General features: G+C 51.1%; 23 protein-coding genes and 7 pseudogenes. 11 read left to right on the forward strand and 19 right to left on the reverse strand.

The features are described 5' to 3' along the window. Window positions 1–32 precede the first annotated feature (32 nt). Window positions 33–1201, forward strand: a protein-coding gene (locus tag ACWWJF_RS20105; protein WP_455870428.1) for an IS3 family transposase whose coding sequence is annotated in 2 segments (ribosomal slippage) — window positions 33–288 and window positions 288–1201 — 1170 coding nt in all. Because the reading frame shifts where the segments join, the coding sequence is not laid out codon by codon here. Window positions 1202–1213: 12 nt separating this feature from the next. Here ACWWJF_RS20105 and ACWWJF_RS20110 read toward each other — a convergent pair. Then, window positions 1214–1666: pseudogene (locus tag ACWWJF_RS20110) on the reverse strand (IS4/Tn5 family transposase DNA-binding protein); the annotation flags it as partial. 65 nt (window positions 1667–1731) lie between these two features. Here ACWWJF_RS20110 and ACWWJF_RS20115 point away from each other — a divergent pair. Next, window positions 1732–1908, forward strand: a pseudogene (locus ACWWJF_RS20115) (IS630 family transposase); the annotation flags it as partial. A gap of 99 nt (window positions 1909–2007) precedes the next feature. Further along, a pseudogene (locus tag ACWWJF_RS20120) lies at window positions 2008–2751 on the forward strand (ComEC/Rec2 family competence protein); the annotation flags it as partial. A gap of 145 nt (window positions 2752–2896) precedes the next feature. Here ACWWJF_RS20120 and ACWWJF_RS20125 read toward each other — a convergent pair. Continuing rightward, window positions 2897–3364, reverse strand: a pseudogene (locus ACWWJF_RS20125) (IS4/Tn5 family transposase DNA-binding protein); the annotation flags it as partial. 238 nt (window positions 3365–3602) lie between these two features. Here ACWWJF_RS20125 and msbA point away from each other — a divergent pair. The 6 genes from msbA (at window position 3603) to ACWWJF_RS20155 (ending at window position 9916) form a co-directional block, all read left to right on the forward strand. Next, entirely contained in the window at window positions 3603–5351 is a 1749-nt protein-coding gene (gene msbA / locus ACWWJF_RS20130; protein ID WP_455870429.1) for a lipid A ABC transporter ATP-binding protein/permease MsbA, read from the forward strand. Further along, window positions 5348–6340 carry a tetraacyldisaccharide 4'-kinase gene (gene lpxK / locus ACWWJF_RS20135; RefSeq protein WP_455870430.1) on the forward strand — a complete coding sequence of 331 codons (993 nt, stop codon included), beginning with the start codon at window positions 5348–5350 and terminating at the stop codon, window positions 6338–6340. Before msbA ends, lpxK begins: the two co-directional genes overlap by 4 nt. 44 nt (window positions 6341–6384) lie before the next feature. Next, window positions 6385–6567 carry a Trm112 family protein gene (locus ACWWJF_RS20140; RefSeq protein ID WP_291971880.1) on the forward strand — a complete coding sequence of 61 codons (183 nt, stop codon included), beginning with the start codon at window positions 6385–6387 and terminating at the stop codon, window positions 6565–6567. After that, window positions 6564–7310 (forward strand): 3-deoxy-manno-octulosonate cytidylyltransferase, encoded by a 747-nt coding sequence (gene kdsB / locus ACWWJF_RS20145; RefSeq protein WP_455870431.1) that lies wholly within the window; start codon window positions 6564–6566, stop codon window positions 7308–7310. Before ACWWJF_RS20140 ends, kdsB begins: the two co-directional genes overlap by 4 nt. A gap of 887 nt (window positions 7311–8197) precedes the next feature. Beyond that, a protein-coding gene (locus ACWWJF_RS20150; RefSeq protein ID WP_455871153.1) for an IS3 family transposase occupies window positions 8198–9405 on the forward strand; the annotation gives its coding sequence in 2 pieces (ribosomal slippage) (window positions 8198–8519 and window positions 8519–9405; 1209 coding nt in all). Window positions 9406–9682: 277 nt separating this feature from the next. Then, complete coding sequence (locus ACWWJF_RS20155) at window positions 9683–9916, forward strand: hypothetical protein (RefSeq protein ID WP_455870432.1); 234 nt, start codon at window positions 9683–9685, stop codon at window positions 9914–9916. 535 nt (window positions 9917–10451) lie between these two features. Here the strand turns inward: ACWWJF_RS20155 and ACWWJF_RS20160 are convergent. The 13 genes and pseudogenes from ACWWJF_RS20160 to ACWWJF_RS20220 all read right to left on the reverse strand — a co-directional run bounded on the left by ACWWJF_RS20160 (window position 10452) and on the right by ACWWJF_RS20220 (window position 19649). Beyond that, entirely contained in the window at window positions 10452–11021 is a 570-nt protein-coding gene (locus ACWWJF_RS20160) for a plasmid pRiA4b ORF-3 family protein (protein WP_455870433.1), read from the reverse strand. A gap of 37 nt (window positions 11022–11058) precedes the next feature. Next, window positions 11059–12726, reverse strand: coding sequence for a terminase large subunit (locus ACWWJF_RS20165; protein ID WP_455870434.1), 1668 nt, complete (start codon window positions 12724–12726; stop codon window positions 11059–11061). Next, window positions 12704–13081 carry a phage terminase small subunit P27 family gene (locus ACWWJF_RS20170; protein ID WP_455869996.1) on the reverse strand — a complete coding sequence of 126 codons (378 nt, stop codon included), beginning with the start codon at window positions 13079–13081 and terminating at the stop codon, window positions 12704–12706. Before ACWWJF_RS20170 ends, ACWWJF_RS20165 begins: the two co-directional genes overlap by 23 nt. Before the next feature lie 143 nt (window positions 13082–13224). Further along, window positions 13225–13632: an HNH endonuclease gene (locus tag ACWWJF_RS20175; protein WP_455870435.1), complete on the reverse strand. Its 408-nt coding sequence runs from the start codon at window positions 13630–13632 to the stop codon at window positions 13225–13227. 231 nt (window positions 13633–13863) lie between these two features. Further along, window positions 13864–14160: a head-tail connector protein gene (locus ACWWJF_RS20180; RefSeq protein WP_455870436.1), complete on the reverse strand. Its 297-nt coding sequence runs from the start codon at window positions 14158–14160 to the stop codon at window positions 13864–13866. Beyond that, a pseudogene (locus ACWWJF_RS20185) lies at window positions 14153–14398 on the reverse strand (phage head closure protein); the annotation flags it as partial. The gene ACWWJF_RS20180 and the pseudogene ACWWJF_RS20185, both read right to left, overlap by 8 nt. Before the next feature lie 114 nt (window positions 14399–14512). Then, a complete protein-coding gene (locus ACWWJF_RS20190; protein ID WP_455870437.1) occupies window positions 14513–14713 on the reverse strand; it encodes a phage head completion protein in 201 nt (66 codons plus the stop codon). Then, entirely contained in the window at window positions 14671–15897 is a 1227-nt protein-coding gene (locus ACWWJF_RS20195) for a phage portal protein (protein WP_455870438.1), read from the reverse strand. The genes ACWWJF_RS20190 and ACWWJF_RS20195 overlap by 43 nt, the downstream gene beginning before the upstream one ends. Beyond that, window positions 15882–16432 (reverse strand): annotated as a pseudogene (locus ACWWJF_RS20200) (HK97 family phage prohead protease). The gene ACWWJF_RS20195 and the pseudogene ACWWJF_RS20200 overlap by 16 nt, the downstream one beginning before the upstream one ends. Before the next feature lie 14 nt (window positions 16433–16446). Beyond that, window positions 16447–17637: a phage major capsid protein gene (locus ACWWJF_RS20205; RefSeq protein ID WP_455870439.1), complete on the reverse strand. Its 1191-nt coding sequence runs from the start codon at window positions 17635–17637 to the stop codon at window positions 16447–16449. Between the two features lie 252 nt (window positions 17638–17889). After that, window positions 17890–18285, reverse strand: a complete 396-nt coding sequence (locus tag ACWWJF_RS20210; RefSeq protein WP_455869992.1) for an antiterminator Q family protein — start codon at window positions 18283–18285, stop codon at window positions 17890–17892. Between the two features lie 44 nt (window positions 18286–18329). Then, a complete protein-coding gene (locus ACWWJF_RS20215; protein ID WP_455870440.1) occupies window positions 18330–18509 on the reverse strand; it encodes a hypothetical protein in 180 nt (59 codons plus the stop codon). A 216-nt stretch (window positions 18510–18725) separates the two neighbouring features. After that, window positions 18726–19649 carry an IS5 family transposase gene (locus ACWWJF_RS20220; RefSeq protein ID WP_455868634.1) on the reverse strand — a complete coding sequence of 308 codons (924 nt, stop codon included), beginning with the start codon at window positions 19647–19649 and terminating at the stop codon, window positions 18726–18728. Between the two features lie 340 nt (window positions 19650–19989). Here ACWWJF_RS20220 and ACWWJF_RS20225 point away from each other — a divergent pair, with 340 nt between their 5' ends. Further along, complete coding sequence (locus ACWWJF_RS20225) at window positions 19990–20913, forward strand: IS5 family transposase (protein ID WP_455868634.1); 924 nt, start codon at window positions 19990–19992, stop codon at window positions 20911–20913. Window positions 20914–21085: 172 nt separating this feature from the next. On the opposite strand, the gene ACWWJF_RS20230 is transcribed toward ACWWJF_RS20225, so the two are convergent. Continuing rightward, window positions 21086–21301 (reverse strand): hypothetical protein, encoded by a 216-nt coding sequence (locus tag ACWWJF_RS20230; protein WP_455870441.1) that lies wholly within the window; start codon window positions 21299–21301, stop codon window positions 21086–21088. Between the two features lie 140 nt (window positions 21302–21441). On the opposite strand from ACWWJF_RS20230, the gene ACWWJF_RS20235 reads away from it, so the two are divergent. Continuing rightward, complete coding sequence (locus ACWWJF_RS20235) at window positions 21442–22365, forward strand: IS5 family transposase (protein ID WP_455868634.1); 924 nt, start codon at window positions 21442–21444, stop codon at window positions 22363–22365. A 46-nt stretch (window positions 22366–22411) separates the two neighbouring features. Here the strand turns inward: ACWWJF_RS20235 and ACWWJF_RS20240 are convergent. The 3 genes and pseudogenes from ACWWJF_RS20240 to ACWWJF_RS20250 all read right to left on the reverse strand — a co-directional run. Next, a pseudogene (locus ACWWJF_RS20240) lies at window positions 22412–22891 on the reverse strand (DNA primase); the annotation flags it as partial. Between the two features lie 150 nt (window positions 22892–23041). Next, window positions 23042–25012 (reverse strand): DUF927 domain-containing protein, encoded by a 1971-nt coding sequence (locus ACWWJF_RS20245; RefSeq protein WP_455870442.1) that lies wholly within the window; start codon window positions 25010–25012, stop codon window positions 23042–23044. Next, entirely contained in the window at window positions 24993–25340 is a 348-nt protein-coding gene (locus tag ACWWJF_RS20250) for a hypothetical protein (protein WP_455871184.1), read from the reverse strand. The genes ACWWJF_RS20245 and ACWWJF_RS20250 overlap by 20 nt, the downstream gene beginning before the upstream one ends. Window positions 25341–25343: the final 3 nt, after the last annotated feature.

The raw sequence follows: 25343 nt of genomic DNA on the forward strand, positions 1-25343 counted from the left end.
ATGCTCACCTCATCAACACGACAGGTGACCTCATGGGTAAACATTTTACGGCGGAATTTAAGCTCGAAGCCGCAAAGCTGGTTGTCGACCACGGCTACACATACGTTAAGGCCGCAGAGGCGGTTAATGTCAGCCATTCTGCCATTAGTCGCTGGGTCAATAAGCTTCGCCTTGAACGACAGGGAAAAACGCCAACGGGACTTCCTCTTACCCCTGAACAGCTCGAGCTGCGTGAGATGAAGAAAAAAGTCCAATGCCTTGAAATGGAGAACGAAATCCTAAAAAAGGCTACGGCGCTCTTAATGTCGGACTCACTCAACGGTTCACGGTAGTCGACAGGCTGAGGGCGCGATACCCGGTCACGGCGTTGTGCCAAACTTTTGAGGTACATCGCAGCAGCTACAGGCACTGGCAGGCTTCCGCTAATGAACCCGACGGTGAGCGCGTGGTTAAGTGTAGTCGCGTCATGGAAGCCTGGAACGCCAGCGGCGGCTCTGCCGGCGCTCGAAGTATCGCGACCATCGTCACCGGCAGCTCTGGTGTCAAAATGGGGCGCTGGCTGGCTGGCAAGCTGATGAAGGAGCTGGGTATCGCCAGCTGCCAGCGACCGGCTCACAAATACAAACGCGGCGGCAATGAACACGTTGAAATACCGAACTATCTCAACCGCCAGTTCGCGGTTACCGCGCCGGATCAGGTCTGGTGCGGCGATGTGACCTACATCTGGACGGGCAAATGCTGGGCTTACCTTGCGGTGGTGCTAGACCTGTTCGCCCGCAAACCGGTGGGCTGGGCCATGTCGACGTCGCCGGACTCGGCGCTGACAGTTAAAGCGTTGCAGATGGCCTGGGAACTCCGGGGACAACCAACAGGAGTCATGTTCCACAGCGACCAGGGCAGCCACTATACCAGCCGTCAATACCGGCAAGCCCTGTGGCGCTGCCGGATAAAGCAGAGTATGAGTCGGCGGGGTAACTGCTGGGATAATGCGCCAATGGAGCGGTTCTTCCGCAGACTGAAGACAGAATGGGTGCCGACAAAGGGTTACAACAGCTTCAGCGAAGCCCAGGACGCGATTATCCGCTACATCACGGGGTATTACAGCGCTATCCGGCCTCACTGGTATAACGGCGGCTTAACTCCAAACGAATCTGAGCGACTGTTCTACATACAGTCTAATGCGGTGGCCAATATTAGTTGACCACTACACATCGCGTTTTCCGTCTGCATCCTTCGGCTCTCTTGCCCACATCCACGCATCCAGTACGCCCAACCCCACGCGATCCGGACTGACCGCGTAGGTCGGATGCAGGTACAGACCACGCCTGGCTTCGTAGTTCAAGGGACCCAAGCCTTGGATTTGCTGCCCGTTGAAGTCAAGCTCGGTAGTGTCTTGGATACACAGCACAACCTCGTGTTCTCGGATCCTTTCCTGCGTACGCTGCCAGTGAGGTTGCAGAATGTCTCGCCATTCGAATGCTTGGTTCTCCATGAAGCGGTAAGCACCCAGCGTCTCAGACCATCCGAGGCACGCATGCGGAATGCTGGCTTGCGGATTCTCAGCCAGCCGTATCAAAAGCCCTTTGGCGCGCTTATTGAGCCTCGTGTCACCAAGATTTACCCCTTCCAGTTCTTGGTGTGCCCAGCCATCTGAATCCCGTGTCATTTTTCAGCGCCGTAAATGGCGATAGTACACGTTGGTTTCACTTCATTTACAACCCCACCGGCTGCCTATTTCAGCCCGCTCACCCTTGGCATATAAGGCGTTGCGGACTTGTGTATAACGAGGTGACCATAACCCGCAATCATCAATGCTGTTCAATGTGGCAATTACTGAACAAGGTTCGCCGCTTCATGGAAACCGTCAGCCCGTTTCCCAGTGGAAAACATGGACAGGCAAAAGTGTAGCGGTATTAGGAACAGCTATTTAGACACAACAATCTAAACTAATATACTGTATTTTAATGATTATTGTCCTGAACAAGAAAAGCATATGCATGTCTAAAAACCACTTATCACTTTCTTAGTGAGCCAATGATCGTACTGTCCAACAGCTTTTGGCTCTCTTGTGTCGCCGTCGCCGGGCTGATTTTTTGGTTTCAATGGGCTCCGTTGCCTTATGGTTTACGACAAGGGTGGCAGTGCGCGCTACTGCGTGTGGCTCATTTGCAATGTGGAATAACTTTACTGCTGCTGCCGTTGCAATGGGGCATATTTAAGGGCATCAGCCTGACATCCCTACCGGCTAATATCTGGTCCGTACCGCTGGTTTCTTTTGTTACGACGCCCTTGGTGTTGTTAGCACTGCCGCTGGCGTCGTTCCCCCCGTTAAGTTACAGCACTTGGTGGCTGGCGGATCGATCGTTGGATGTGGTGTTCATGGTGCTCAAGCCGCTGCAACGCGGTTGGATAACGATTGACGAACATTACCTTGCCTGGAGCCTACTCGGGTGGTGCGGTGTCATTATCTGGCGCTTTGGCTGGTGGCGGGTCTATCCTGCTAGCGTGGCGGCGTTAGTGCTGTATCTGGTACTGCAACGGGCTGCAGATCCGCAACCGGAGTGGCGAGTGGATATGCTGGATGTGGGGCACGGATTAGCCGTTGTTATCGAACAGGAGGGGCATGCAGTCCTGTTTGATACAGGCAGCCAGTGGCCGGGCGGAGACATGGCGCAGTCAGGACAAATCAGTGTACGTTTTTTCAACGAACGCTGGCAGGTTTTACCCATATCGTTATACACATCTTTCTAACGCACTGTTTAATCAATGAGTTACGGGTTTATCTCAGAGTGGCATTTTGAACCTCAAAAAGCCAATGGGATGGCTTGAATGCCTTAATTCACGGGGTTCTGAGCATCCTGTTCAAAAAATGGCCAAAAGATGTGTATAACGATATGTCCTTGAGCCCATCGCGTTTTCCGTCTGCATCCTTCGGCTCTCTTGCCCACATCCACGCATCCAGTACGCCCAACCCCACGCGATCCGGACTGACCGCGTAGGTCGGATGCAGATACAGACCACGCCTGGCTTCGTAGTTCAAGGGACCCAAGCCTTGGATTTGCTGCCCGTTGAAGTCAAGCTCGGTAGTGTCTTGGATACACAGCACAACCTCGTGTTCTCGGATCCTTTCCTGCGTACGCTGCCAGTGAGGTTGCAGAATGTCTCGCCATTCGAATGCTTGGTTCTCCATGAAGCGGTAAGCACCCAGCGTCTCAGACCATCCGAGGCACGCATGCGGAATGCTGGCTTGCGGATTCTCAGCCAGCCGTATCAAAAGCCCTTTGGCACGCTTATTGAGCCTCGTGTCACCAAGATTTACCCCTTCCAGTTCTTGGTGTGCCCAGCCATCTGAATCCCGTGTCATTTTTCAGCGCCGTAAATGGCGATAGTACACGTCGGTTTCACTTCATTTACAACCCCACTGGCTGCCTATTTCAGCCCGCTAACCCTTGGCATATAAGGCGTTGCGGACTTGTGTATAACGAGGTGGGTTTTACCCTATCGTGAGCGGCTATTGCCGTTTTGGTATCATCAGTGGTTTGGCGTAAAGCGCGATAGTGAGTAGAATAAGCGGCTATTTATAAATAATTCAGGTTTAATGCATGCTGAATGATAAAGATCTCTCCACCTGGCAGACCTTCCGTCGCCTGTGGCCGATGATTTCTCCCTTTAAGGCGGGCTTAGCCGCGGCGGCAATTGCGCTTATCATCAATGCGGCGGGTGACACGCTGATGCTCTCGCTGTTGAAACCTTTGCTGGATGAAGGGTTTGGGAAAACCGATCGCAGCATTCTGCTGTGGATGCCACTGGTGGTGATGGGCCAGATGCTGGTACGCGGGGTAACCGGTTATGTGTCCGCCTACTGCGTCTCTTGGGTATCGGGGAAGGTGGTCATGCATATGCGCCGTCGCTTGTTCAGCCACATCATGGGCATGCCCGTAGGCTTCTTCGATCAGCAATCAACGGGAACGCTGCTCTCTCGCATTACCTATGATTCTGAGCAGGTGGCTTCGTCCTCATCCGGCGCGTTGATTACGTTGGTGCGTGAAGGTGCATCGATTATCAGTCTGTTTGTGCTGATGTTTTACTACAGTTGGCAACTGTCTATTATCCTGATTGTTATCGCTCCCATCGTGGCTATTGCGATCCGCGTGGTATCTAAACGCTTTCGTAATATCAGCAAAAATATTCAGAACACCATGGGGCAGGTGACGGCCAGCGCCGAGCAGATGCTGAAAGGCCATAAAGAAGTGCTGATTTTCGGCGGTCAGGACGTTGAAGTGGCGCGTTTTGATAAAGTCAGTAACCGGATTCGTACCCAAGGCATGAAAATGGTTTCGGCGTCAGCGATTTCTGATCCGATTATCCAGTTGATTGCGTCTCTGGCGCTGGCATTTGTGCTCTATGCCGCCAGCTTCCCGAGTGTGATGGATACGCTGACGGCCGGGACCATTACCGTGGTGTTCTCCTCGATGATCGCCCTGATGCGTCCGCTTAAATCGTTAACTAACGTCAATGCCCAGTTTCAACGCGGCATGGCAGCCTGCCAAACGCTGTTTGCCATTCTGGATATGGAGCAGGAGAAAGACGAAGGTACGCGAGTGCTGGAAAGGGCAGAAGGCGATTTGGAATTCCGCAACGTCAGTTTTTCCTATCCGACCAAAGAGACATTGGCGTTGAGGAATGTCAGTCTGCACATTCCTCCGGGTAAAACGGTGGCGTTGGTTGGGCGTTCGGGTTCCGGCAAGTCCACTATCGCCAACCTGATCACGCGTTTTTACGACATTCAATCCGGCGAGATCCTGCTGGATGGGCATGACCTGCGCGACTATACGCTCTCCTCGCTGCGTCGTCAGGTCGCACTAGTGTCGCAACACGTGCACCTGTTTAACGACACCATTGCTAATAATATCTCGTATGCCTGCGGCGATCGCTACTCGCGAGAAGACATCGAGCGCGCAGCTAAAATGGCCCATGCGATGGACTTTATTAGCAAAATGGATAACGGACTGGATACGATTATCGGTGAAAATGGCGTATTGCTCTCTGGCGGGCAACGTCAGCGTATCGCCATTGCACGCGCATTACTGCGTGATTGTCCGATGCTGGTGCTGGATGAAGCCACGTCAGCACTGGATACCGAATCAGAACGAGCGATTCAGGCTGCGCTGGATGAGCTGCAAAAAGATCGTACCGCGTTGGTGATTGCGCACCGTTTGTCTACCATCGAGAGTGCTGACGAGATTCTGGTCGTTGAGGACGGGCAGATTATTGAACGCGGGCCGCACGCGGAGCTGCTGGCGAAAAATGGCGCTTACGCACAGTTGCATAAAATGCAGTTTGGCGAATGATAGCGCGCATCTGGTCTGGTGCATCGCGGCTCTACTGGCTGCTGGTCCCTTTGGCGATGTTGTACGGACTGATAACGGAGGTTATCCGCTATAGCTACCGTGCTGGCTGGCGTCGTGCCTGGCACGCGCCTATCCCGGTAGCGGTTGTGGGAAACCTGACCGCCGGGGGAAATGGTAAAACGCCGCTGGTGGTCTGGCTGGTGGAGCAACTGCAACGTCAAGGGTATCGCGTTGGCGTGGTATCGCGAGGCTACGGTGGCAAGGCGGAGCGCTATCCGCTGGTGGTTGATGCCTCGGTATCTACGGCGCAAGCGGGAGATGAGCCAGTGCTGATTTACCAGCGCACGGGCGCTGCGGTGGCGGTATCCCCTGTGCGGAGCGATGCCATTGAAGCGCTACTGGCGCGTCAGCCGCTTGATGTGATTGTCACCGATGATGGTTTGCAGCACTATGCGCTGGCGCGGGATATCGAGATTGTGGTGGTGGACGGTGAGCGTCGTTTTGGTAACGGCTGGTGGCTGCCCGCCGGGCCGATGCGTGAACGGGCCGATCGTTTGCGCAGTGTGGATGCCATTGTGGTTAACGGTGGCGTATCCCAGTCCGGCGAAATAGCCATGCATTTGCAACCGGGTGACGCGATTAATGTACTCACGGGGGAAACCTGCCCGGTGGCGACGTTGACCGGAAGTGTCTCCATGGCGGGCATTGGTCATCCGCCCCGATTTTTTGCCACGCTAAGGGCTCAAGGCGTAAACGTTGTGCGCGAAGTCACGTTTGCCGATCATCAAACTTATTTGCCAGAAGCCATTCAAGCGCTGACAGAGGATAATCAGCAGCCATTGCTGATGACGGAAAAAGATGCGGTGAAGTGCCGCGCTTTCGCTCAGGCTAACTGGTGGTACGTGCCGGTAGATGCGCAACTTGCCGAGCCTGGAGCATCGCTATTGCTGGATAAGATAACGTCACTGTTGCCTTCGCCGCGCGCGTAACGTGGCTACCTATTTTGTTTGTAAGCACCTTTAATGGAGGATGCATGGATCACCGTTTACTCGAGATCGTTGCCTGTCCGGTATGCAACGGACGCCTGTACTACAACAAAGAGAAGCTGGAACTGATTTGTAAAGCGGATGCTTTGGCCTATCCGGTACGTGATGGTATTCCGGTTCTGCTGGAAAACGAAGCGCGTAAAATTCCCGCCGATGAGATAACACAATGAGTTATAATGCGATCATACCTGCGCGCTATGCCTCGACGCGCTTACCGGGAAAGCCGCTGGCCGATATCAACGGTAAGCCGATGGTGGTGCATGTGATGGAACGCGCCCTGGAATCCGGTGCCAGCCGTGTTATTGTCGCGACGGATCATCCTGACGTTCAACGTGCGGTGGAACTGGCTGGCGGGGAAGTGTGTCTGACTAGCCCCGATCACCATTCTGGTACGGAACGTTTGGCAGAGGTTATCGAACGTTACCAATTCCCGGATGATGAAATCATCGTTAACGTCCAAGGGGATGAACCCTTGATTCCTCCGGTGATTATTCGTCAGGTGGCGGATAATCTGGCCGTGTGTCAGGCCGGGATGGCGACGTTAGCCGTACCTATCACCACTGCAGAAGAGGCGTTTAACCCCAATGCGGTAAAAGTGGTGATGGATGCGCAGGGTTATGCGCTCTATTTTTCCCGCGCCACCATTCCTTGGGATCGCGAGCGTTTTGCTCAAAACAAGGAGACGATTGGCGACCACTTCTTACGCCATATTGGCATCTACGCATATTGCGCAGGGTTTATCCGTCGTTATGTGACCTGGCAACCCAGTAGCCTTGAGCAGATTGAACTGCTCGAACAGTTGCGTGTGCTGTGGTACGGCGAGAAAATCCATGTCGCGGTAGCGCAGGCTGTGCCCAGCGTCGGCGTAGATACGCCAGAAGATTTACAGCGCGTGCGTGCGGCGATGCTGTAACGCTTGCTACTACGCCCCCACCGTCATTCCCGCGAAGGCAGGAATCTCTTGCGAAGAAACGCCTTTATTCTCGCAGAGATCCCCGGCTTTCGCCGAGGATGACGAAGGGGAACGTGATGTTTTTATCTAATCCCCCCACTTGCTTGTGACATCACTTCTCGCCTTGCGCCAAAACTGGCATACCGCCTGCCGATGGCACTTTATTTGATCTATATTGAAGAAATTGACGGCGGTCCACCGCATGATGACACGCGGAATCCTGAAGCAGGAGCAAGGTTTAGCAACGTATGGAACATTTGAAGGCTGAATTAAGCACGGTGTTGGGGGAAAAATTAAGCCGGCTCGAACGCATCAGTGAGCAACCCTACGCACACTTATACGCCCTGTATGAAAGCTACATTAAAATAAATAACAAATAAAAATAATTACTTAATATTAAATGTCAGATATAAAATGACATCCTGTTATACTCAATGTTACTCAAAACCCGTGATAAAACGGTGCAAGCATTAGAGCAACTAGAGACAACTTTTTCGGCAAAATGGACGTGCCAATCACAGATGACGGGGAAGGTAGGCCAGCCAGAGAAGAGGCTTTTCCTTAAGTGATCTGGATAACGGATAGGCGGCTCTCCACATCGTCCATTTCGTCCAGAAATCGCGTTTCAGGGAAAAAAGGCCGTTTTACCTGTACCACCTGTACCAAATGAATTTTTAAATTATTAATCAATATGTTACAATGGTTCAGGTGCTTTTTGACCTGTATCAAAGCTGTACCAGCCTGTACCATGTGTACCTGATGTAGCCCCCTGTAACACCAGACAGTAGCTGTATCTCCAGATAAGAGATAGGCTTAGATATATGTCTAACAATCATGCTAATTTTGAAATGACCGGGATCCTGTTAGGGCAAGAAGTCCGTAAGCGTAAAACTCCGCAAGAGAAAATCGCCATCATTCAGCAGACAATGGAGCCGGGGATGAACGTCTCCCATGTAGCCCGCCTGCATGGCATCCAGCCCAGCCTTTTGTTTAAGTGGAAGAAGCAATACCAGGAAGGAAGCCTCACCGCCGTTGCGGCCGCAGAAGAAGTGGTTCCAGCTTCGGCGCTGGCGACTGCCCTCAAGCAGGTCCGGGAGCTACAGCGCCTTCTGGGTAAGAAGACGATGGAAGTTGAGATCCTCAAAGAAGCAGTGGAGTACCGCCAGTCGCGAAAATGGATAGCGCACGCGCCCTTGTTGCCAAAGGACGGGGAATAGCTCTGGTCAGCCGCGCCATGAGCGTGTCGCGTGCGCAGCTGTCACTGCGGGTTAACCGTTCTGCCGACTGGCTGGACAGGCGCAGCAACCGGCGTAATGACGAAGCTGATGCTGAGATATTATCGGACATCCTCCGTATCATCAGCGACATGCCCAGTTACGGTTACCGCCGAGTGTGGGGTATCCTGCGTAAGCAACGTCGTGCAGAGGGACTTCCACCGGTGAACGCCAAACGGCTTTACAGGATAATGAGCGAGCATAACCTGCTGTTGTTGCATGATAAAACTGAACGTCCGAAGCGGGAGCATAAAGGCAAAATCGCGGTAGCAGAGAGCGATATGCGCTGGTGCTCAGATGGCTTCGAGTTCGGTTGTGACAACGGCGAGAAGCTGCGGGTGACGTTCGCACTGGACTGCTGCGACCGGGAGGCCATAGACTGGGCAGCGAGCACCAGGGGTTATGACAGTTCAACCGTGCAGGATGTGATGCTGAGGTCGGTGGAAAAACGCTTCGGTAGCGCGCTGCCGGATAAACCAGTGCAATGGCTGACGGATAATGGTTCAGCGTACACAGCGCATGAAACGCGGAAGTTCGCCAGAGAACTGAATCTGGAGCCCTGCACAACAGCAGTGAGCAGTCCACAGAGTAACGGCATGGCAGAACGGTTCGTGAAGACGATGAAGGAAGATTACATCGCCTTCATGCCAAAACCCGATGTGCGAACAGCGCTGAAGAATCTTGCAGCGGCGTTCAATCATTACAATGAAAACCATCCGCACAGTGCGCTGGGATACAACTCCCCAAGAGAATATCGGCGCCAGCGGGCATCGTTAACTTAAGATACAAAAGCTGTCCGGAGATGGTGGGTCAAGATCACTGTACCATGTGTACCCAACAACTGTGCCACTTTCCGGCAGCACGTAGCCCAAACTCCTCATGCCAGCCAGAGAAAAAGCTTTCTTCTTGGCTGAATTGCTAATCCCTTATATCAATTAACCATTTCGGGAAGGTATAACGCATATCGTTATACACATCTTTCTAACGCACTGTTTAATCAATGAGTTACGGGTTTATCTCAGAGTGGCATTTTGAACCTCAAAAAGCCAATGGGATGGCTTGAATGCCTTAATTCACGGGGTTCTGAGCATCCTGTTCAAAAAATGGCCAAAAGATGTGTATAACGATATGGGTATAACGATTTTCGTTACGCCTGATGCTATAGCTAAAGTAAAGCGATGCTCAAAAAAGAGCTTGGTAAACATCACGGCTACTGATGCAGACAATGATTCCGGTGAAACAACGGAATTAAACAAAATCAATGGGTTAGGTAATCAGCCTAAATCGGAGTAATTAAATAAAATCAATTGGTTATGCCAAATTAATGTAGCGTTGTTGTCCTGACATCTCTCGAATCAGGGGGGTGTAAATTACCAGCAATCTGATAGATGACCTACCCAGAAAGTGTAGGTTGCATGTTCCGACCTACGAAATTTTCGTAGGTTCTGGGAGGCTCTACAGAAGGTTGGTTGTTTTATGAACTACGAAAGTTTTGTAGTTCTGAACCACGTGACTTTAAGTCACACGGTTAGGTCGCTGCACAAATCCGAAATAGGCATTATTATTCAACAGGTTATCTGTGCGCAAGCACCTAAGGATTACTGATTTTGCGCGTATCTTTTAGCGGTGCACAAAATTTGAGCGATGCAATAATCGTTGCACCGAGTAACCAAGGCAATAATATTGACGTGGTTCATGGAGACGTTTTGCAAGTCAGTAACGCTGACGCACAAATATTGAGCGACACAGGGATTCCGGCGCCGGTCTGCACAAATCTCCAATCGGCATTAACATTCAATAGGTTATCTGCACATACCCCATTCGCATGTTAAGAATATAAATCAATCAAACGCTGATTGATGATTTTAAGGTCATAAGCTCGTTCGGCTATGTCAACCATCAACCACTCGTGTAATTCTTCTCGCTCTGGATTGTTAACATCCTGAATGTCTTCAAGCTTTTGGTAGTACCCCCAAACTCCACCGGAGTCTTCAGCCGGACAAGTTTCCGCTCCCTTTATACAGATGGGGAGATGGGGTAATTCCTGATCAGGCAATGATGATTCTTCAAGCAAAATGCAGTGATCCCAGTTGTCTCCGAAGTCGTATACATAAACTATTTCTTCCCCTTTCTTACGAAGGAGTTTATTCAAAGGAACACCGGTACTATCTTGTAAGTAAGGTTCTTCGTGGTCATCTATAATCATCCCATATACCAAATTCCCTTTTTCAAATCCGTACATGTGGCTATTTGTCCACCCCATAGCTAATTGTATAACCATGTGTAGTTCATCAAGAGGTATTATCTTCGGAACAATCAAACGTCGCCAAATAAGCGGCTTACTGTCAACTAATGTAATCTTTATTTGATACAAATCCTTTCCCGAAAATTCACCCATCATTGTTTTCCCTTAGCTAAATGTAGTTTCTTTAATCTCACACCCCGCTGAATTCTGCAAGCCGTTTCTGTTGCTCATCGCTCAACGAGTAGGCAAACTCTTCATGCTCTGCCTGTAGCGTACCGAACGCCATCAGGAACGCGATAGCAGGGTCAATCTTGTTGGCAGACTTCTTCTTATTCGGCTTGATATTGGCGTTAGCGTCGCTCTCCACCACCACATTTCCCATTGCCCATGCCAGCACCGGATCCCCGTTGTGCCGGATAATCTGGCGGTTAACGAATACCTCAGCAGACTTCGCTACTGGACTGAATCGCATATAGGTTTGGGGGAATGGCTCTACATCCAGCCCCGCGCCCTGTAGCTGGGTTCTCAGGTGGGTAGCGTTCCATGTATCAAAGCCAATCAGCCGGATATTAAATCGTTCACTATCTTTGAGAATATCATCCCGTATGCGGTCATAGTCGATGCAATCCCCCTTCGTGGTGCGTATCCAGCCCGCTTTGGCCCACTGGCGATAGATAGCCCGGTTCTTGTTGGCGATATTCTCAAGCTGCGCTTCTGGTAGATAGTGGCGAGTGAGCAGCAAGATTTCATTTTCACCGGGGAAGGCATAGCACACGCTGGTTATATCGCCCGTGGAGGACAAATCCAGTCCGGCATAGCAATCCCGCCCTTTGAGGTCTTCGCCGCTGTAGTCGGCTTTACAGGCGTCCCATGCGCCCGTTCCCATCCACGGCGTCGCTCCTTGGCACCAGATATTAAAACGCTTGGTCAGCATCTCCACCCACTGCGAGGGGATGCCACGCGCTTTCTGTATGGTGTCAACCAGCGCCGCCTTATCGACGGATACGCCCAGATTGGGATTGGCCTTTACCCATTGCTGGGGGTCGTCCACTTCGTTTTCGTCGTCGAGTTCATAAATCAGCGCAAACAGGGATTCGTTCGTTTCTTCGCCCGCCAATATCTGGCAACAGTAGTCGTAGTGCTGCTTACAGGCGGAAACCACATTGCTTCCGGCGGTGGTGATAGCGAACAGCAGTCCCTCAGGACGTGCGCCCATACCCAACTCAAGGGCTGAATAAACGGCGTTATCCGGGTGGAGGTGGTATTCATCCACGATAGCGAGGCTTGGGTTCGTTCCCTCGATGGTGGCGGCCTTGGCAGCCAGCGGCTTAAGCAGACTATTTGATTTCGGGTAAATCAGTTTATGCTGCTGGATAGTAAGCCGCTTTCTCAGTGCTGGGGAAATTAGGCTCATCTGGCGAGCATCATCAAACACAATCCGTGCTTGGTCTCGGCTCACCGCCGCCGTGTAGATATCGTGCTGCCCCGGCTCCATCACGAGAAAGTAGTTAGCCAAGATCGCCGCCAGTGTTGATTTAGCGTTTTTGCGCGGTACTTGAATGTAGGCGCTACGATACTTACGCCTTCCCGTCTCTGCATCCTTGAAGCCAAGGATATTGGCGAGGGCGAATTGCTGCCACGGCGCAAGATGAATCGGTTGGCCTCGAAGCGGCCCCTTAACATGCGGGCAAAGGGTGGAAAACGCGATAAAGCGCCCTACAGCCGCTGTATCGAAGCGGTAAAGGGGGTTATTCAGGTCGTTAACATAGCGGTCAACCGTCTGTTTCAGGCGCGTACAGGCGGGAATATTGCCATTTCTGACCCCCTCGGCGTATTTATGCCATGCATTTTCTGGCATTCAATAATTTCTCAATGTCATCTTCTTCCTCAATTTCTACCGGATTACGGCGACGAGATACGGGGTCAAAGCCCAGCAGGGAGGCCATTTTTATCATGATGCGTTCGGCATCGGCCTTTGCTGCCAACGATGGATTGCGGGACTCCGCGCCACGGCTGCCTTCAACCGAAAAACCACGCTCAGCAATGTCCGCTATCGCTTTACGGTAAATGGAATAGTTGACGCAATATAACTCAAGACTGTTCCAGTCAGCCGGGTTCAAATCTCCTCGTTCTGCCATGAATTTTGCTTTGGCTTTCCACTCTGTAGCGGCTATCTCGTCGAGATAATCCGGGGCTTTAGGTGCTCTCTTCATAATCTACTGTTTCCTATAAAATTTCTGTATTTCAAAAAATTGCCGCGCATAAAAATTTGAGGAGGCGGTCGGTGCCAGCAAGGTAGGGGCCTTGTCCTCAAAACTCCCCCCACCTATCTATTTTATATTTATAAGCATTTGATCTAATTATTTTTAATGCCATTAAGGTTATACTCGTGTATCCAGTCATTACGATGGGCGGCCTTCTCTTCTTGTTCACGGAACATGCCAGCTTGACGTTGCTCTTTAGCTATCGGATCTTGCTGAATAGTTTTGCGGTTATGGCAGCCTTGGCACAAAGATTGATGGTTATCCTTCCACCAGAACAGCACATCACTGCCACCATCGATAGGGATAATGTGATCCACTATCTTCGCGGGGGTATAAATCCCTTTGCTCTCACACATCACACAAAGCGGATGTTCTTTCAAATACATAAGTCGGTACTTATCCCACTGTGGGGTATAACCTCTCTCTCTTCGCGTTCCTCGCTTTCTGTCCTGTCGTCGTCTGGCTGCTTGCTTATGCAGCTCACACTTGCCAGACTTCACACGCTTAAAGCCATATCGTTATACACATCTTTTGGCCATTTTTTGAACAGGATGCTCAGAACCCCGTGAATTAAGGCATTCAAGCCATCCCATTGGCTTTTTGAGGTTCAAAATGCCACTCTGAGATAAACCCGTAACTCATTGATTAAACAGTGCGTTAGAAAGATGTGTATAACGATATGGCTTAAAGCAGCCCGGCTCTGTGCATCTTCTTAATGGTTGGTATGGCATTTAATAAATTCCCACGTCACGGTAATAATTCCATAGGCTCTTTGTGGTAAACGGTAACTCGCTGGCTTTGTCGCCGGCTCTCACTGCTTCCCGGTTCTCGTACCAGAAGCCTATCAGTAGAAGGCATCCCACCTTTAGCGCCGGAGTGAATGCCATCTCATCGCCGAACGGCTTGCCGATATGCTTCTGGCAGACATCTAGCGCGGCCTCGATATACCCTTGTATCAGGGTGTCTTCGTCGTCTTTATCAAGGCGACAGTGCAGTTTCACTTCTGCCAGCGTGATCAGTTCAGCCACGTTTCACGCCTCCCTTACACAGCAACTCAAGACGGGTGCCTTTATCGTCTGGGATCGGCGGACCGATAATATTCAGCATTTTTCCGGCAAACGGCCCGGTTAGGCACAGCAATCGTGACGCTGCAGATACATCACGGCGGTGACGCATCCACACACGTATTGTCGCCTCGGCAGATACCGCGCCTGCCGCTACACGTTCACGTCCGCTAATGCCTGTTACCTGCGCCCATACCGTAGCTCATATCGTTATACACATCTTTCTAACGCACTGTTTAATCAATGAGTTACGGGTTTATCTCAGAGTGGCATTTTGAACCTCAAAAAGCCAATGGGATGGCTTGAATGCCTTAATTCACGGGGTTCTGAGCATCCTGTTCAAAAAATGGCCAAAAGATGTGTATAACGATATGACCGTAGCTGTATCACGCCACGTTTTAATGGGCTGACCGCCCGCATCACGGATTGTGGTAAAGTGTTGGATGGTCACCCGGTGACGTAATCCGCCCGCTCTCATGGGGTCGTCTCCTGCTTCACCTTCACTTCCTGCTGCCATGCCTGACTAAACTCATCGCCACCTTCACGAGGTGATAACCCTTCACGCTCACGGGCTTCATTGGGACTCATCACCCCGGACTTAATCGCGGTCTCGTAGCTCTCAAAGCGCTCTTGTGGGTTCGAGCGCAGCAGGTCAGCAGAATCAAATTCAATTTGATAGCGCACATTGGGTATGCTGGACTCCACCAGTAGCGCCGCCTTGATTTGCTGCTCAAAGTTGGTCAGCCACGGGCGAATGGTCATGGTCAGAAAGGCACGGCTGGCTTCGCTAAAGTTGCTGTAGGTGCTGTTGCTGTACTCTTGCAGAAAAATAGGACTCACATTGAACATGCGCCCGACGTCCTCAATCGTCATGCGGCGAGAGGCGAGCCATTCCGCATCTTGATTGCTCATGCCCAGCTTTTCATACTGCATATTGCCTTCGAGAATCGGCGTCTTGCCTGCATTCCTCGCCCCCTTGTAGCGCTCCAGCGCCTCAAGCGCCTTGACGCCTTTAACGCCGTCGAGCCAGTCACCCGATTTGATAATCCCCGCCGCCATCATCCCATCTTTCATGATGCTGGCACCGTGGCGCTGTTGGGCCAGTCCAAGCCCTAGCGTTTCCCGGCATTGTGTTATGGGTGAGCGCCCCATAAAGCCGTCATCTGTGGCATACCTGAGGTGCAGTACTTCATGTTGTAAGTAAGTTCTCGACTTACCGCTATATGGCTCTGTAACGGTATAGGCGTAACGATGGTCGCCAATCTGGTTCACCGTCACGGCTTGCGGCGGGTAAGGGTGTAAGCTTTTGGGCTGTCCGTCCCTTCCCCACTCAATGACTGCATAGGCGTTACCGTTCAGCAGACAGTGGCGCATCAGCGTCCGCTTGAACTGGTAGGCCGTCTGGCAGTCGTTGGGGGCTTCGTTCAGCAGGTGATCAACCGGGTGGTCACTGAGCCATTCCCGCGCCTCCTGCCCGTCATGGTGCGTGACCCGGTACAGGTAGCAGGGCATGGCTGCGACGGCTTCGCTAATCACCGTCACGGCATTCATCACAGCGGGTAGCGATTCCGCCGTTGTCGGCGATACATATTCCCCGGAGGCGGAGTTAGGGACGCCTGCCAGAGAGAGAAACTCATCTATCGTCATGCTGCGTGATTCGTTCTTGCGTCTGAAGGGCCACATGTTCACACCGCCACCCATTGCAGCCAGCGGCGGTGGTGATCTGCTAAATTTTTAGCTGATTGATGCAGTGACCTTCTGGCAATCTCGACAGCGCTTTCAGGATAGGCGGGAAGGCTGGTTATAGTATTTCCTTTAGCTCAGCGCGTTGCACGGTTCTCACGTGGGGTTTACGGGCAATATTCCAATAGTCTTTCACTGCACGGAAGCCAAAGCTCATTCCAGTGATATCACCACGCTCTACCATCGTCAGCACATCCCGGCCTAACTGCGTATCCGGGGGATTCAGGGCGAAGTGCAGCCCGGTTTCATCTTCATGCAATGCCAGTGTGCCGGAAGCCGTTCTGCCCAATAAGCTCTTGGGGTCATGCTCCCAGAGCGCCAGGACATCCTGACCCGCCGCCAGATGGTCACGGAAGGCATAGGGGGCGAACTGTTCAACAAATTCATCGAACAGCACATGCGACAGGCTATTCCACTTCACCGCATACCCGGTCAGCGCTTGGTCTTTCCGGGTAAGGGTGGCTGTGCGGATTTCGATATCATGGGTATTCATTGAGTGAGTCACCCTTAACCACCCGTTCCGCCGCTTCCTGCCGCTTTGATTTCCAGCACTTTGATAGCGTTGGAGTCAACCAGCCCGCCGCCGAGGTACTTGCTGGTATGCAGCTTGAAGAAGTTCGGCTCGGTGATCGCATCTGGACGGGTACGGGTGCCGGTCTCGTGGTCAACGATGGTATAGCCGCGCTTGAAGTCGCCTACCGCCAATACCGCCTTGCCCGCTGCCGCATCCGGCATGTACTCAAGGTAATGCACGGGATGACCTAACAACATATCAGGGTCGCCTGCCTGCATCCGGTCGCGCCAAATGTAATCGCCGTTGCTGTTCTTCAGCTTTTGCAGCGTCGCGGCGGTATTGGAGTTCATTACCCATACGGCATTTTTGCGGTATTGCTTCTTCAGCTTGAATATCAGGTCGATTAGCTCGTCAGCCGTTGGCGCAGCGCCGGCGGTTACCAATTTTTCCAGCTTGCCAAACTCTCTGTCTTTATCGTTTTTGGCTTCACGGGTATAGGCCAGAAAGCCTTTAGCTTTTTTGTCGCCATCCCCCGTAACCAAATCGGTTTCTTCGGTCTCGGTAAAGGTGTCGGCGATTTCCTCGGTCAGCCAGGAGAGAATATCGACGTCGCTAAAATCAAGAATTTCCTGCGTGGTCTTGGGGTAGGCATATATCGGGAAGAGCTTTATGCTCACCTCGGCTAACTTTGAGGTATTCGTTTCTGCATGTGCAGTGCCCTCTACACCGTGCGTGACAGTAGCCCCACCCAGCGACACCAGTTTTTTATATTCGTTACTGTGAACCCGCTTCACGGTACAAATCTGGCGCATCTCGGAGTTATCCGTCAGACGGCGCATAATCTGTTTATCGAGTTCAGGAATAACCGTGTAGCCACCATCGGCTGGCGTACTGGTTGATAATGAGCGGGTATCACCAGTCATCACGTAGTGGCGTAATTCTGCGTTGGTAAGCGGCTGGCTCGCCGGGGGAGTGATATCAGTCTTGGAGCGCATTTCTTCAGCAATAGATTCATAGCGGGAAATATCGGTATTCAGGGAATCAGCCTGTGAACGTAATTCATCAAACTGTTTCGCTTCTTCGTCATTCAGGCTGCGTTTTTCCTGTTCAGATTGCGTTAATAGGGTGCGCATCTGTTCAGCAATAGCCGTTTTTTGCTGACGCAATTCAATTAATTTTTTCATGGCATCTCTGTCTGTTTGGGAATAAACCTGCAACACCATAAAAAAGCGCAGCGGTTACTGTGTGAAGGATAACCGCCGCTACCACAAAAAGTATTGCAAGGATTTAGTTATGTCTGAACTGGAGATATTTTACACCTGCCGAATGAAGAAATAAATATAATCAATGATGCTCTGATTTAACGTGAACGAAAATAAACGGCCACGAACGAATATGAAAAGCATTTATTTATCCAGAGGCAATTATTTTTATTGTCAGCGCTGGTAAATATTCTCTTTTTGTACGAGTTTATCCATCTCAAGGGTGATATCAGCCATTGCAAGACAGCCCTCGACAAAGCCTTCAGCAGCCTGTAGCCGCTTGATAACCAACACCCTTGAAATGCCGAGACGGTTAGCAATGGTGCTCACTGACTGGCGTTTTAAGTAATGCAGATGGATAAATTGATGGTAATAGCTGTTGTAATGCTTTAGCCGTCTAATAGCCGCATCTATCTTTATACCGTCATCATCACAGCAACTGGGTAGTGATTTTTTACTGGAAGGAATAACCCCCTTCATAAATATCGATGTCGTCTTCCATTTTCCATCAATACCCTCATCCGCCGCCCACGCTCCCCACCTTTCAAGCACAAGCTGAATATCCCGCATAATAGGGCCTTAATGTCAGAAGAGGATGGGGTATTTTAACATGACTATCTGTATATCGGCAGCGAGTCCTCTATCTTTCTGGTGACCTCGAATATCGATTCAAGCAGCACCTCCTGATTCTCTATTCCGCTGCGGATACGCTGTAACTCGATAAGCGTCAGTACCTGATAAACATGCTCAGGTTCGATGCCGCTATTAATTAGCGTCTGACAGTCTGCCTGCATATGCTGTATTTCTCCTGCGGATAGTGGCATGTCCGTATCTCCTATTAGTGAGGTGCCTAATCATGTATCCCGGCGTAAAGCGTGAGCTGGGTAGGCCAGCCAGAGAAGAGGCTTTTCCTTTGGCTGGCGATGTTGGTTTAGCAGATGTGCAAACATCAGCGGTAGGGCTTTGTTGAATAAATCAGAACTTGTAACGACTGTGCCCCAGGTCGATTGTTACGTGATGCGAATACTGTTCGGCATTCCTAATAGCGTGATCCGGTTAAGCGCTTTGACCATCGCCATGGCTTCACCCACCTGAGCATCGTAGTCACGCAGACTTAGATGACCACCCAGAAGCGTTTTGAACCGGAACATGGCCGTTTCAGCCACTGAGCGTCGGTGATAGCCCACTTTCTTTTTCCAGGTATCGTTGCTGCCGCTCAGGCGCTGATTTGCAACAGCGTGGTTACGCTCGTGGTAGTGGTCCGGCCAATATTGCGCCCCCCTTCGCGGCGGGATAAGCGGCCTTATTTTCTTCCTCAGCAGAGCATCATGGCAGTAACCTGTATCGTAAGCGCCGTCAGCCGATGCCTCTCTGATTTTCCGGTGGGTTTGGTTTATCAGTGCCGGTAGAGCCTGGGCATCAGTCGTACCACTGAGCGACAAATCCGCACAGATAATCTCATGCGTCGCACTGTCTACTGCCAGATGCAGCTTACGCCACACCCTGCGTCTGTCGGCACCATGCTGCCGGACTTTCCATTCGCCTTCGCCAAAGACCTTCAGGCCGGTTCCATCAATGACCAGATGTGAGATTTCACCACGGGTTGGCGTTTTTATGCTGATGTTCACTGTCTTTGCTCGCTTGCTGAGCAGCGAATAGTCTGGACAATGCAGCGACAATTTAATCAGTTTAAAAATCGAGTCAACAAAACCCTGTAAAGCCCTCAATGAAAGGCCAAACACGCGTTTCATCATCAGGACTGTGGTGATGGCCATATCTGAGTAGTGGAGCGGTCGTCCACGCCGTTCAGTAGTCGTTTTTTCCGTCCATGCAGCAATGGCTGATTCATCTAGCCATACGGTTAGAGAACCGCGCTGCTTGAGGGCCTTGTTATAGGAGGGCCAGTTAGTGATTTTAAAATTTTGTTTTGCCATGGAGACCTGATGTTGAAACAACTATGGTGATCTGATCCGATGATTACCCAAACTTTCTATTTATTCAACAAAGCCGTTTCAGTAGTTTCAGTGGTTTCAAAAAAAACATCCTATTGATACATAATGGATTTAACAAAAAAACTGAAACCACCATACCCCATTTTGAAACTACTCCCCCAAACTTTGAAACTACCCCGGCGACAAAGTACTATTTCTTTGCAAGCATATATATGTTTCATTCAGTGGTTTCAAAACCTCCTTAAGTGGCTTTGTTGAATAAATAGAAAGTTTGGGTAATCATCGGATCAGATCACCATAGTTGTTTCAACATCAGGTCTCCATGGCAAAACAAAATTTTAAAATCACTAACTGGCCCTCCTATAACAAGGCCCTCAAGCAGCGCGGTTCTCTAACCGTATGGCTAGATGAATCAGCCATTGCTGCATGGACGGAAAAAACGACTACTGAACGGCGTGGACGACCGCTCCACTACTCAGATATGGCCATCACCACAGTCCTGATGATGAAACGCGTGTTTGGCCTTTCATTGAGGGCTTTACAGGGTTTTGTTGACTCGATTTTTAAACTGATTAAATTGTCGCTGCATTGTCCAGACTATTCGCTGCTCAGCAAGCGAGCAAAGACAGTGAACATCAGCATAAAAACGCCAACCCGTGGTGAAATCTCACATCTGGTCATTGATGGAACCGGCCTGAAGGTCTTTGGCGAAGGCGAATGGAAAGTCCGGCAGCATGGTGCCGACAGACGCAGGGTGTGGCGTAAGCTGCATCTGGCAGTAGACAGTGCGACGCATGAGATTATCTGTGCGGATTTGTCGCTCAGTGGTACGACTGATGCCCAGGCTCTACCGGCACTGATAAACCAGACCCACCGGAAAATCAGAGAGGCATCGGCTGACGGCGCTTACGATACAGGTTACTGCCATGATGCTCTGCTGAGGAAGAAAATAAGGCCGCTTATCCCGCCGCGAAGGGGGGCGCAATATTGGCCGGACCACTACCACGAGCGTAACCACGCTGTTGCAAATCAGCGCCTGAGCGGCAGCAACGATACCTGGAAAAAGAAAGTGGGCTATCACCGACGCTCAGTGGCTGAAACGGCCATGTTCCGGTTCAAAACGCTTCTGGGTGGTCATCTAAGTCTGCGTGACTACGATGCTCAGGTGGGTGAAGCCATGGCGATGGTCAAAGCGCTTAACCGGATCACGCTATTAGGAATGCCGAACAGTATTCGCATCACGTAACAATCGACCTGGGGGCACAGTCGTTACAAGTTCTGATTTATTCAACAAAGCCTCCTTAAGTAGTTTCACGGTAGTTTCAGAGGTGAAAATAAAATCATTAAATAACATTGCCTTATTAAATATTATTACATTTGAAACCACTGAAACCACCTAACTTGCCTCATGTGAAAAACTACTCTTCTTCCTTGGCAGTGAGCGTTATCAGCAAATAGGCTTTTTGCTGAATCCCCCCGAGATGTTCAAGGCGAGGGGTGAGTACCTGATAGCCCTTTCCCTTGGCTGGCTTCTTCAAACGCTCTGACTCATGAAGCGTTTTGGCAAATTGCGTCGAGTCATACCCTTTCGCCATCTCTTCCTTGAAAGGCTTGGGCAGCACGTAGAACACCACAGGGTCGCCATAGCGCTTAGAGACACGATACCCGGCAAGATTGGGAATAATTAATGCCTGCTCGTGGCTTTGTTGAATAAATAGAAAGTTTGGGTAATCATCGGATCAGATCACCATAGTTGTTTCAACATCAGGTCTCCATGGCAAAACAAAATTTTAAAATCACTAACTGGCCCTCCTATAACAAGGCCCTCAAGCAGCGCGGTTCTCTAACCGTATGGCTAGATGAATCAGCCATTGCTGCATGGACGGAAAAAACGACTACTGAACGGCGTGGACGACCGCTCCACTACTCAGATATGGCCATCACCACAGTCCTGATGATGAAACGCGTGTTTGGCCTTTCATTGAGGGCTTTACAGGGTTTTGTTGACTCGATTTTTAAACTGATTAAATTGTCGCTGCATTGTCCAGACTATTCGCTGCTCAGCAAGCGAGCAAAGACAGTGAACATCAGCATAAAAACGCCAACCCGTGGTGAAATCTCACATCTGGTCATTGATGGAACCGGCCTGAAGGTCTTTGGCGAAGGCGAATGGAAAGTCCGGCAGCATGGTGCCGACAGACGCAGGGTGTGGCGTAAGCTGCATCTGGCAGTAGACAGTGCGACGCATGAGATTATCTGTGCGGATTTGTCGCTCAGTGGTACGACTGATGCCCAGGCTCTACCGGCACTGATAAACCAAACCCACCGGAAAATCAGAGAGGCATCGGCTGACGGCGCTTACGATACAGGTTACTGCCATGATGCTCTGCTGAGGAAGAAAATAAGGCCGCTTATCCCGCCGCGAAGGGGGGCGCAATATTGGCCGGACCACTACCACGAGCGTAACCACGCTGTTGCAAATCAGCGCCTGAGCGGCAGCAACGATACCTGGAAAAAGAAAGTGGGCTATCACCGACGCTCAGTGGCTGAAACGGCCATGTTCCGGTTCAAAACGCTTCTGGGTGGTCATCTAAGTCTGCGTGACTACGATGCTCAGGTGGGTGAAGCCATGGCGATGGTCAAAGCGCTTAACCGGATCACGCTATTAGGAATGCCGAACAGTATTCGCATCACGTAACAATCGACCTGGGGCACAGTCGTTACAAGTTCTGATTTATTCAACAAAGCCCCTGCTCGTTATAATCCAGCGGCGCAAAGCGGCTCATGCCGTATGCACTCAGAAACGCCTCCGCTTGCTCAATGATCTGCTCGAACTCTTTGTTACCCGTCCCGAATGCAGCAATCCATTCATTGAACACATGCTGTAATGCATCGCGGCAACCTTGAGCTTCCCACCCGGTTATGACTTTCCCCATGATCAATGCGGCTTCAATGACGGCGAAACGGTCGGTCACTCGATGCACCTGTTCCCCGTAGCTTTCAGGAATAAGTGACTTCCAGCGACATTTAGCCTCTTTGTACGCCTCGATAGCCTCTTGCTTACGGGTCGATAGGTATTGGATCCACTCCCGGCCCGCTGCCCCGTGATTTTTTAGCCACGCGTCTTTCAACGCATCCGCATGATCTTTACAATTTGCGTATTCATATAATTGGGTCGGATGTGTAACCGGTATATTGAGCAAACGCACCAGTTGCCCAGCCTTAACCCATATCGTTATACACATCTTTTGGCCATTTTTTGAACAGGATGCTCAGAACCCCGTGAATTAAGGCATTCAAGCCATCCCATTGGCTTTTTGAGGTTCAAAATGCCACTCTGAGATAAACCCGTAACTCATTGATTAAACAGTGCGTTAGAACGATGTGTATAACGATATGGCCTTAACCTTGATACCAGCACCTTTCAGATGAGTTTCAAGATCACATTCTCCTGTGCTTATAACAGCGGTTTTCCAGTATTTTTGTACACGATTACCGCCATCTTTGTGGCCTTGTAATTTACCTTTTCCATTAAATAATGTGTAGGAGCATGTATAGACATTTTGCGGCGTACTCTCTCCGATTTCATCTAGCGCCATAAGGCCGTGGTTATGGGCTTCGGCCTCGTTCGCTATCCCTAGCGCCGTACCGTACCAAGACAAACGTTGTGGCTCCGGGTTGCCATACAAGCTAGAACCTAAATCCTGTGCGGTCGTCTTACCGGCGGTAGACTGTGCATACAGATGAACGCCGAACCCATCAGCGCCTACGAGCGACAGCATGGGGGCAGCAAGAGCAACACCAACGGTTAGCATCTGGAACGGATTTCCCTCGGCCAGACGCGCCACATTCTGACGCCAGCTTTCCGCCGTTCCCTCGATGCTGTAGGCTTCTGCGGCTGCGGTTCCTCCATTAAACAGAATCGGCTGCTCTGGCTCACCGATGATTGAACCATCGGGCATGATATAGGCCCCTTTATGCCAGCCAGCGCGAGGGGTTATGCTCCACATCTCTTTCCCTGCTGAACGTTGCAGCCAGTCGCCCAACGTTGCTCGCAATCCTGATTTAGTCGTCACGGCAACGCTGCCCGCTTTTAGGATGCGCCATCCTTCACGTTCGCCAATGTCGGCGGCCCGTATTGCCTTTCGTGTAACCGCTTTTTGCCTGTCATCGAACCACTCCAGAATTAAGTAACTCTCTTTTTCGTCGTGCCCCTTACCAATGACGTTGATAGCCGAGCATAACCATTGCTCCTTATTAACTATTTCACCGGTATCTTTATCCATTTTTGGCTCGACCCAATACACGCCCTCCTCACGGCTCTCAATCCGGGGCTTCAGCGGGTCAGGCGTTTTCTTCGCTTTCTTTCCGCCTTCAATGACGGTTAAAGTTGTTGATGCCACCATCTTCTCCTCAATCTGCTCGACTTCCTCTGCCATCAGTATTTCTGGCACCGTTGTACTTGCCACAAAAGTCCGCTGTAGCGCCTCTACGCCGTTCTGCTGGCGGTAATCATTCCAGTCGGCCTTATGGTCAGTTGGCGGCACGGCAAACAGGCAAGAAGCGGCACGTGCGGCTTCCTCGGCAGCATGCTTACCGACGTTCTTACCCTCCGGGGTCACATCGTTATCTCCGGCTATGATGATTGGCGTTTGTGGCCAGCGCTCCCGTGCAACCTGAGCGACAGATAGCAGGTTGCCCGCATCAATGGCCGCCAGTATGACCTCAGCGCCACACACAGCCAGACTCAACGCTGTGGCATAGCCCTCGGTGATCACCACGCTATCGGGGTTCTCGGGAATATTGCCGACGGGAATAAAGGCCCCTTGCTTTTTCGTACCCACGAGCAGGCGCTTCTCTCCAGTGGGCCGTATGGTCTGAGCACCTGTTACCGTACCCGCCATCGTGCGCAGTACCAGCAGCAGCGAACCATCCTTGAGCAATGGGTGGGGACCTTGCAGCCCCTTATTGTTGAGATAGACGGACTCACCCATATGGGTAGCTTTCATCAATGCTGCCACTCGCTCGGCTATCGGGCGCAGAGGCTTCTCTTTGGCTGGCTTCTTCTCCGGCAGCGGCATAGACATCACCTCCGCCACCATTGCGGTTGCCTCGGGTGCAGTGCATTGCTTTACCTTCATCACTAAATCCAATCCCGTTCCTGAACCACAGTGCGAGCATAAATATGTGCCACGCCCCTCTAAGTCGTCGAAGCGATAGCGGGTCTGACCCCCACAGCTGGGGCACTCGCTTTCCTTGCGGTTGGTCGATATGCCGAGGCGCTCCAGAATTGGCTCCCAATGCCCGTTAGCCTTGAGGCGGATATCATCGACAAAAGTAGTCATACCCACCTCCGAGCGTTGACGTCATATCCGCCACCATCGACCGCCAGATTTCAGCACCGTAGGCCGTCAATCCGCACTCGGTGACGCACTTTTCCAACAACCGTATGGCAGCGTCCTCCCATAGCCTGTAGTTCTGCTGCAAGGCTTCCAGAAAATAGCTATCCACGAGGTCACGGACGCCTTTCACCCCACCAACTATCTGAACTTCAATAGGGGGTACCGTTTCAATCACAAAGTGCTCCCCACCATTGGTCGTGGTCAGATGGTCATACAGCACCGCCGAATACTGGTTATCCAGCGCATTAAGGCGGAAGTTTTTTGTTACCAGTGT

It is taken from the genome of Symbiopectobacterium sp. Eva_TO, from assembly GCF_053848865.1.

Bases quoted from the DNA above. Each gene is read 5' to 3' on its own strand.
- ACWWJF_RS20170 (WP_455869996.1), bottom strand. From the start codon at position 13,081: ATGAAGAGAGCACCTAAAGCCCCGGATTATCTCGACGAGATAGCCGCT.
- msbA (WP_455870429.1), top strand. From the start codon at position 3,603: ATGCTGAATGATAAAGATCTCTCCACCTGGCAGACCTTCCGTCGCCTG.
- ACWWJF_RS20160 (WP_455870433.1), bottom strand. From the start codon at position 11,021: ATGGGTGAATTTTCGGGAAAGGATTTGTATCAAATAAAGATTACATTA.
- ACWWJF_RS20215 (WP_455870440.1), bottom strand. From the start codon at position 18,509: ATGCAGGCAGACTGTCAGACGCTAATTAATAGCGGCATCGAACCTGAG.
- ACWWJF_RS20165 (WP_455870434.1), bottom strand. From the start codon at position 12,726: ATGCCAGAAAATGCATGGCATAAATACGCCGAGGGGGTCAGAAATGGC.
- ACWWJF_RS20225 (WP_455868634.1), top strand. From the start codon at position 19,990: ATGGCAAAACAAAATTTTAAAATCACTAACTGGCCCTCCTATAACAAG.
- ACWWJF_RS20245 (WP_455870442.1), bottom strand. From the start codon at position 25,012: ATGACTACTTTTGTCGATGATATCCGCCTCAAGGCTAACGGGCATTGG.
- kdsB (WP_455870431.1), top strand. From the start codon at position 6,564: ATGAGTTATAATGCGATCATACCTGCGCGCTATGCCTCGACGCGCTTA.
- lpxK (WP_455870430.1), top strand. From the start codon at position 5,348: ATGATAGCGCGCATCTGGTCTGGTGCATCGCGGCTCTACTGGCTGCTG.
- ACWWJF_RS20220 (WP_455868634.1), bottom strand. From the start codon at position 19,649: ATGGCAAAACAAAATTTTAAAATCACTAACTGGCCCTCCTATAACAAG.
- ACWWJF_RS20210 (WP_455869992.1), bottom strand. From the start codon at position 18,285: ATGCGGGATATTCAGCTTGTGCTTGAAAGGTGGGGAGCGTGGGCGGCG.
- ACWWJF_RS20190 (WP_455870437.1), bottom strand. From the start codon at position 14,713: ATGGCAGCAGGAAGTGAAGGTGAAGCAGGAGACGACCCCATGAGAGCG.
- ACWWJF_RS20205 (WP_455870439.1), bottom strand. From the start codon at position 17,637: ATGAAAAAATTAATTGAATTGCGTCAGCAAAAAACGGCTATTGCTGAA.
- ACWWJF_RS20235 (WP_455868634.1), top strand. From the start codon at position 21,442: ATGGCAAAACAAAATTTTAAAATCACTAACTGGCCCTCCTATAACAAG.
- ACWWJF_RS20140 (WP_291971880.1), top strand. From the start codon at position 6,385: ATGGATCACCGTTTACTCGAGATCGTTGCCTGTCCGGTATGCAACGGA.
- ACWWJF_RS20195 (WP_455870438.1), bottom strand. From the start codon at position 15,897: ATGGGTGGCGGTGTGAACATGTGGCCCTTCAGACGCAAGAACGAATCA.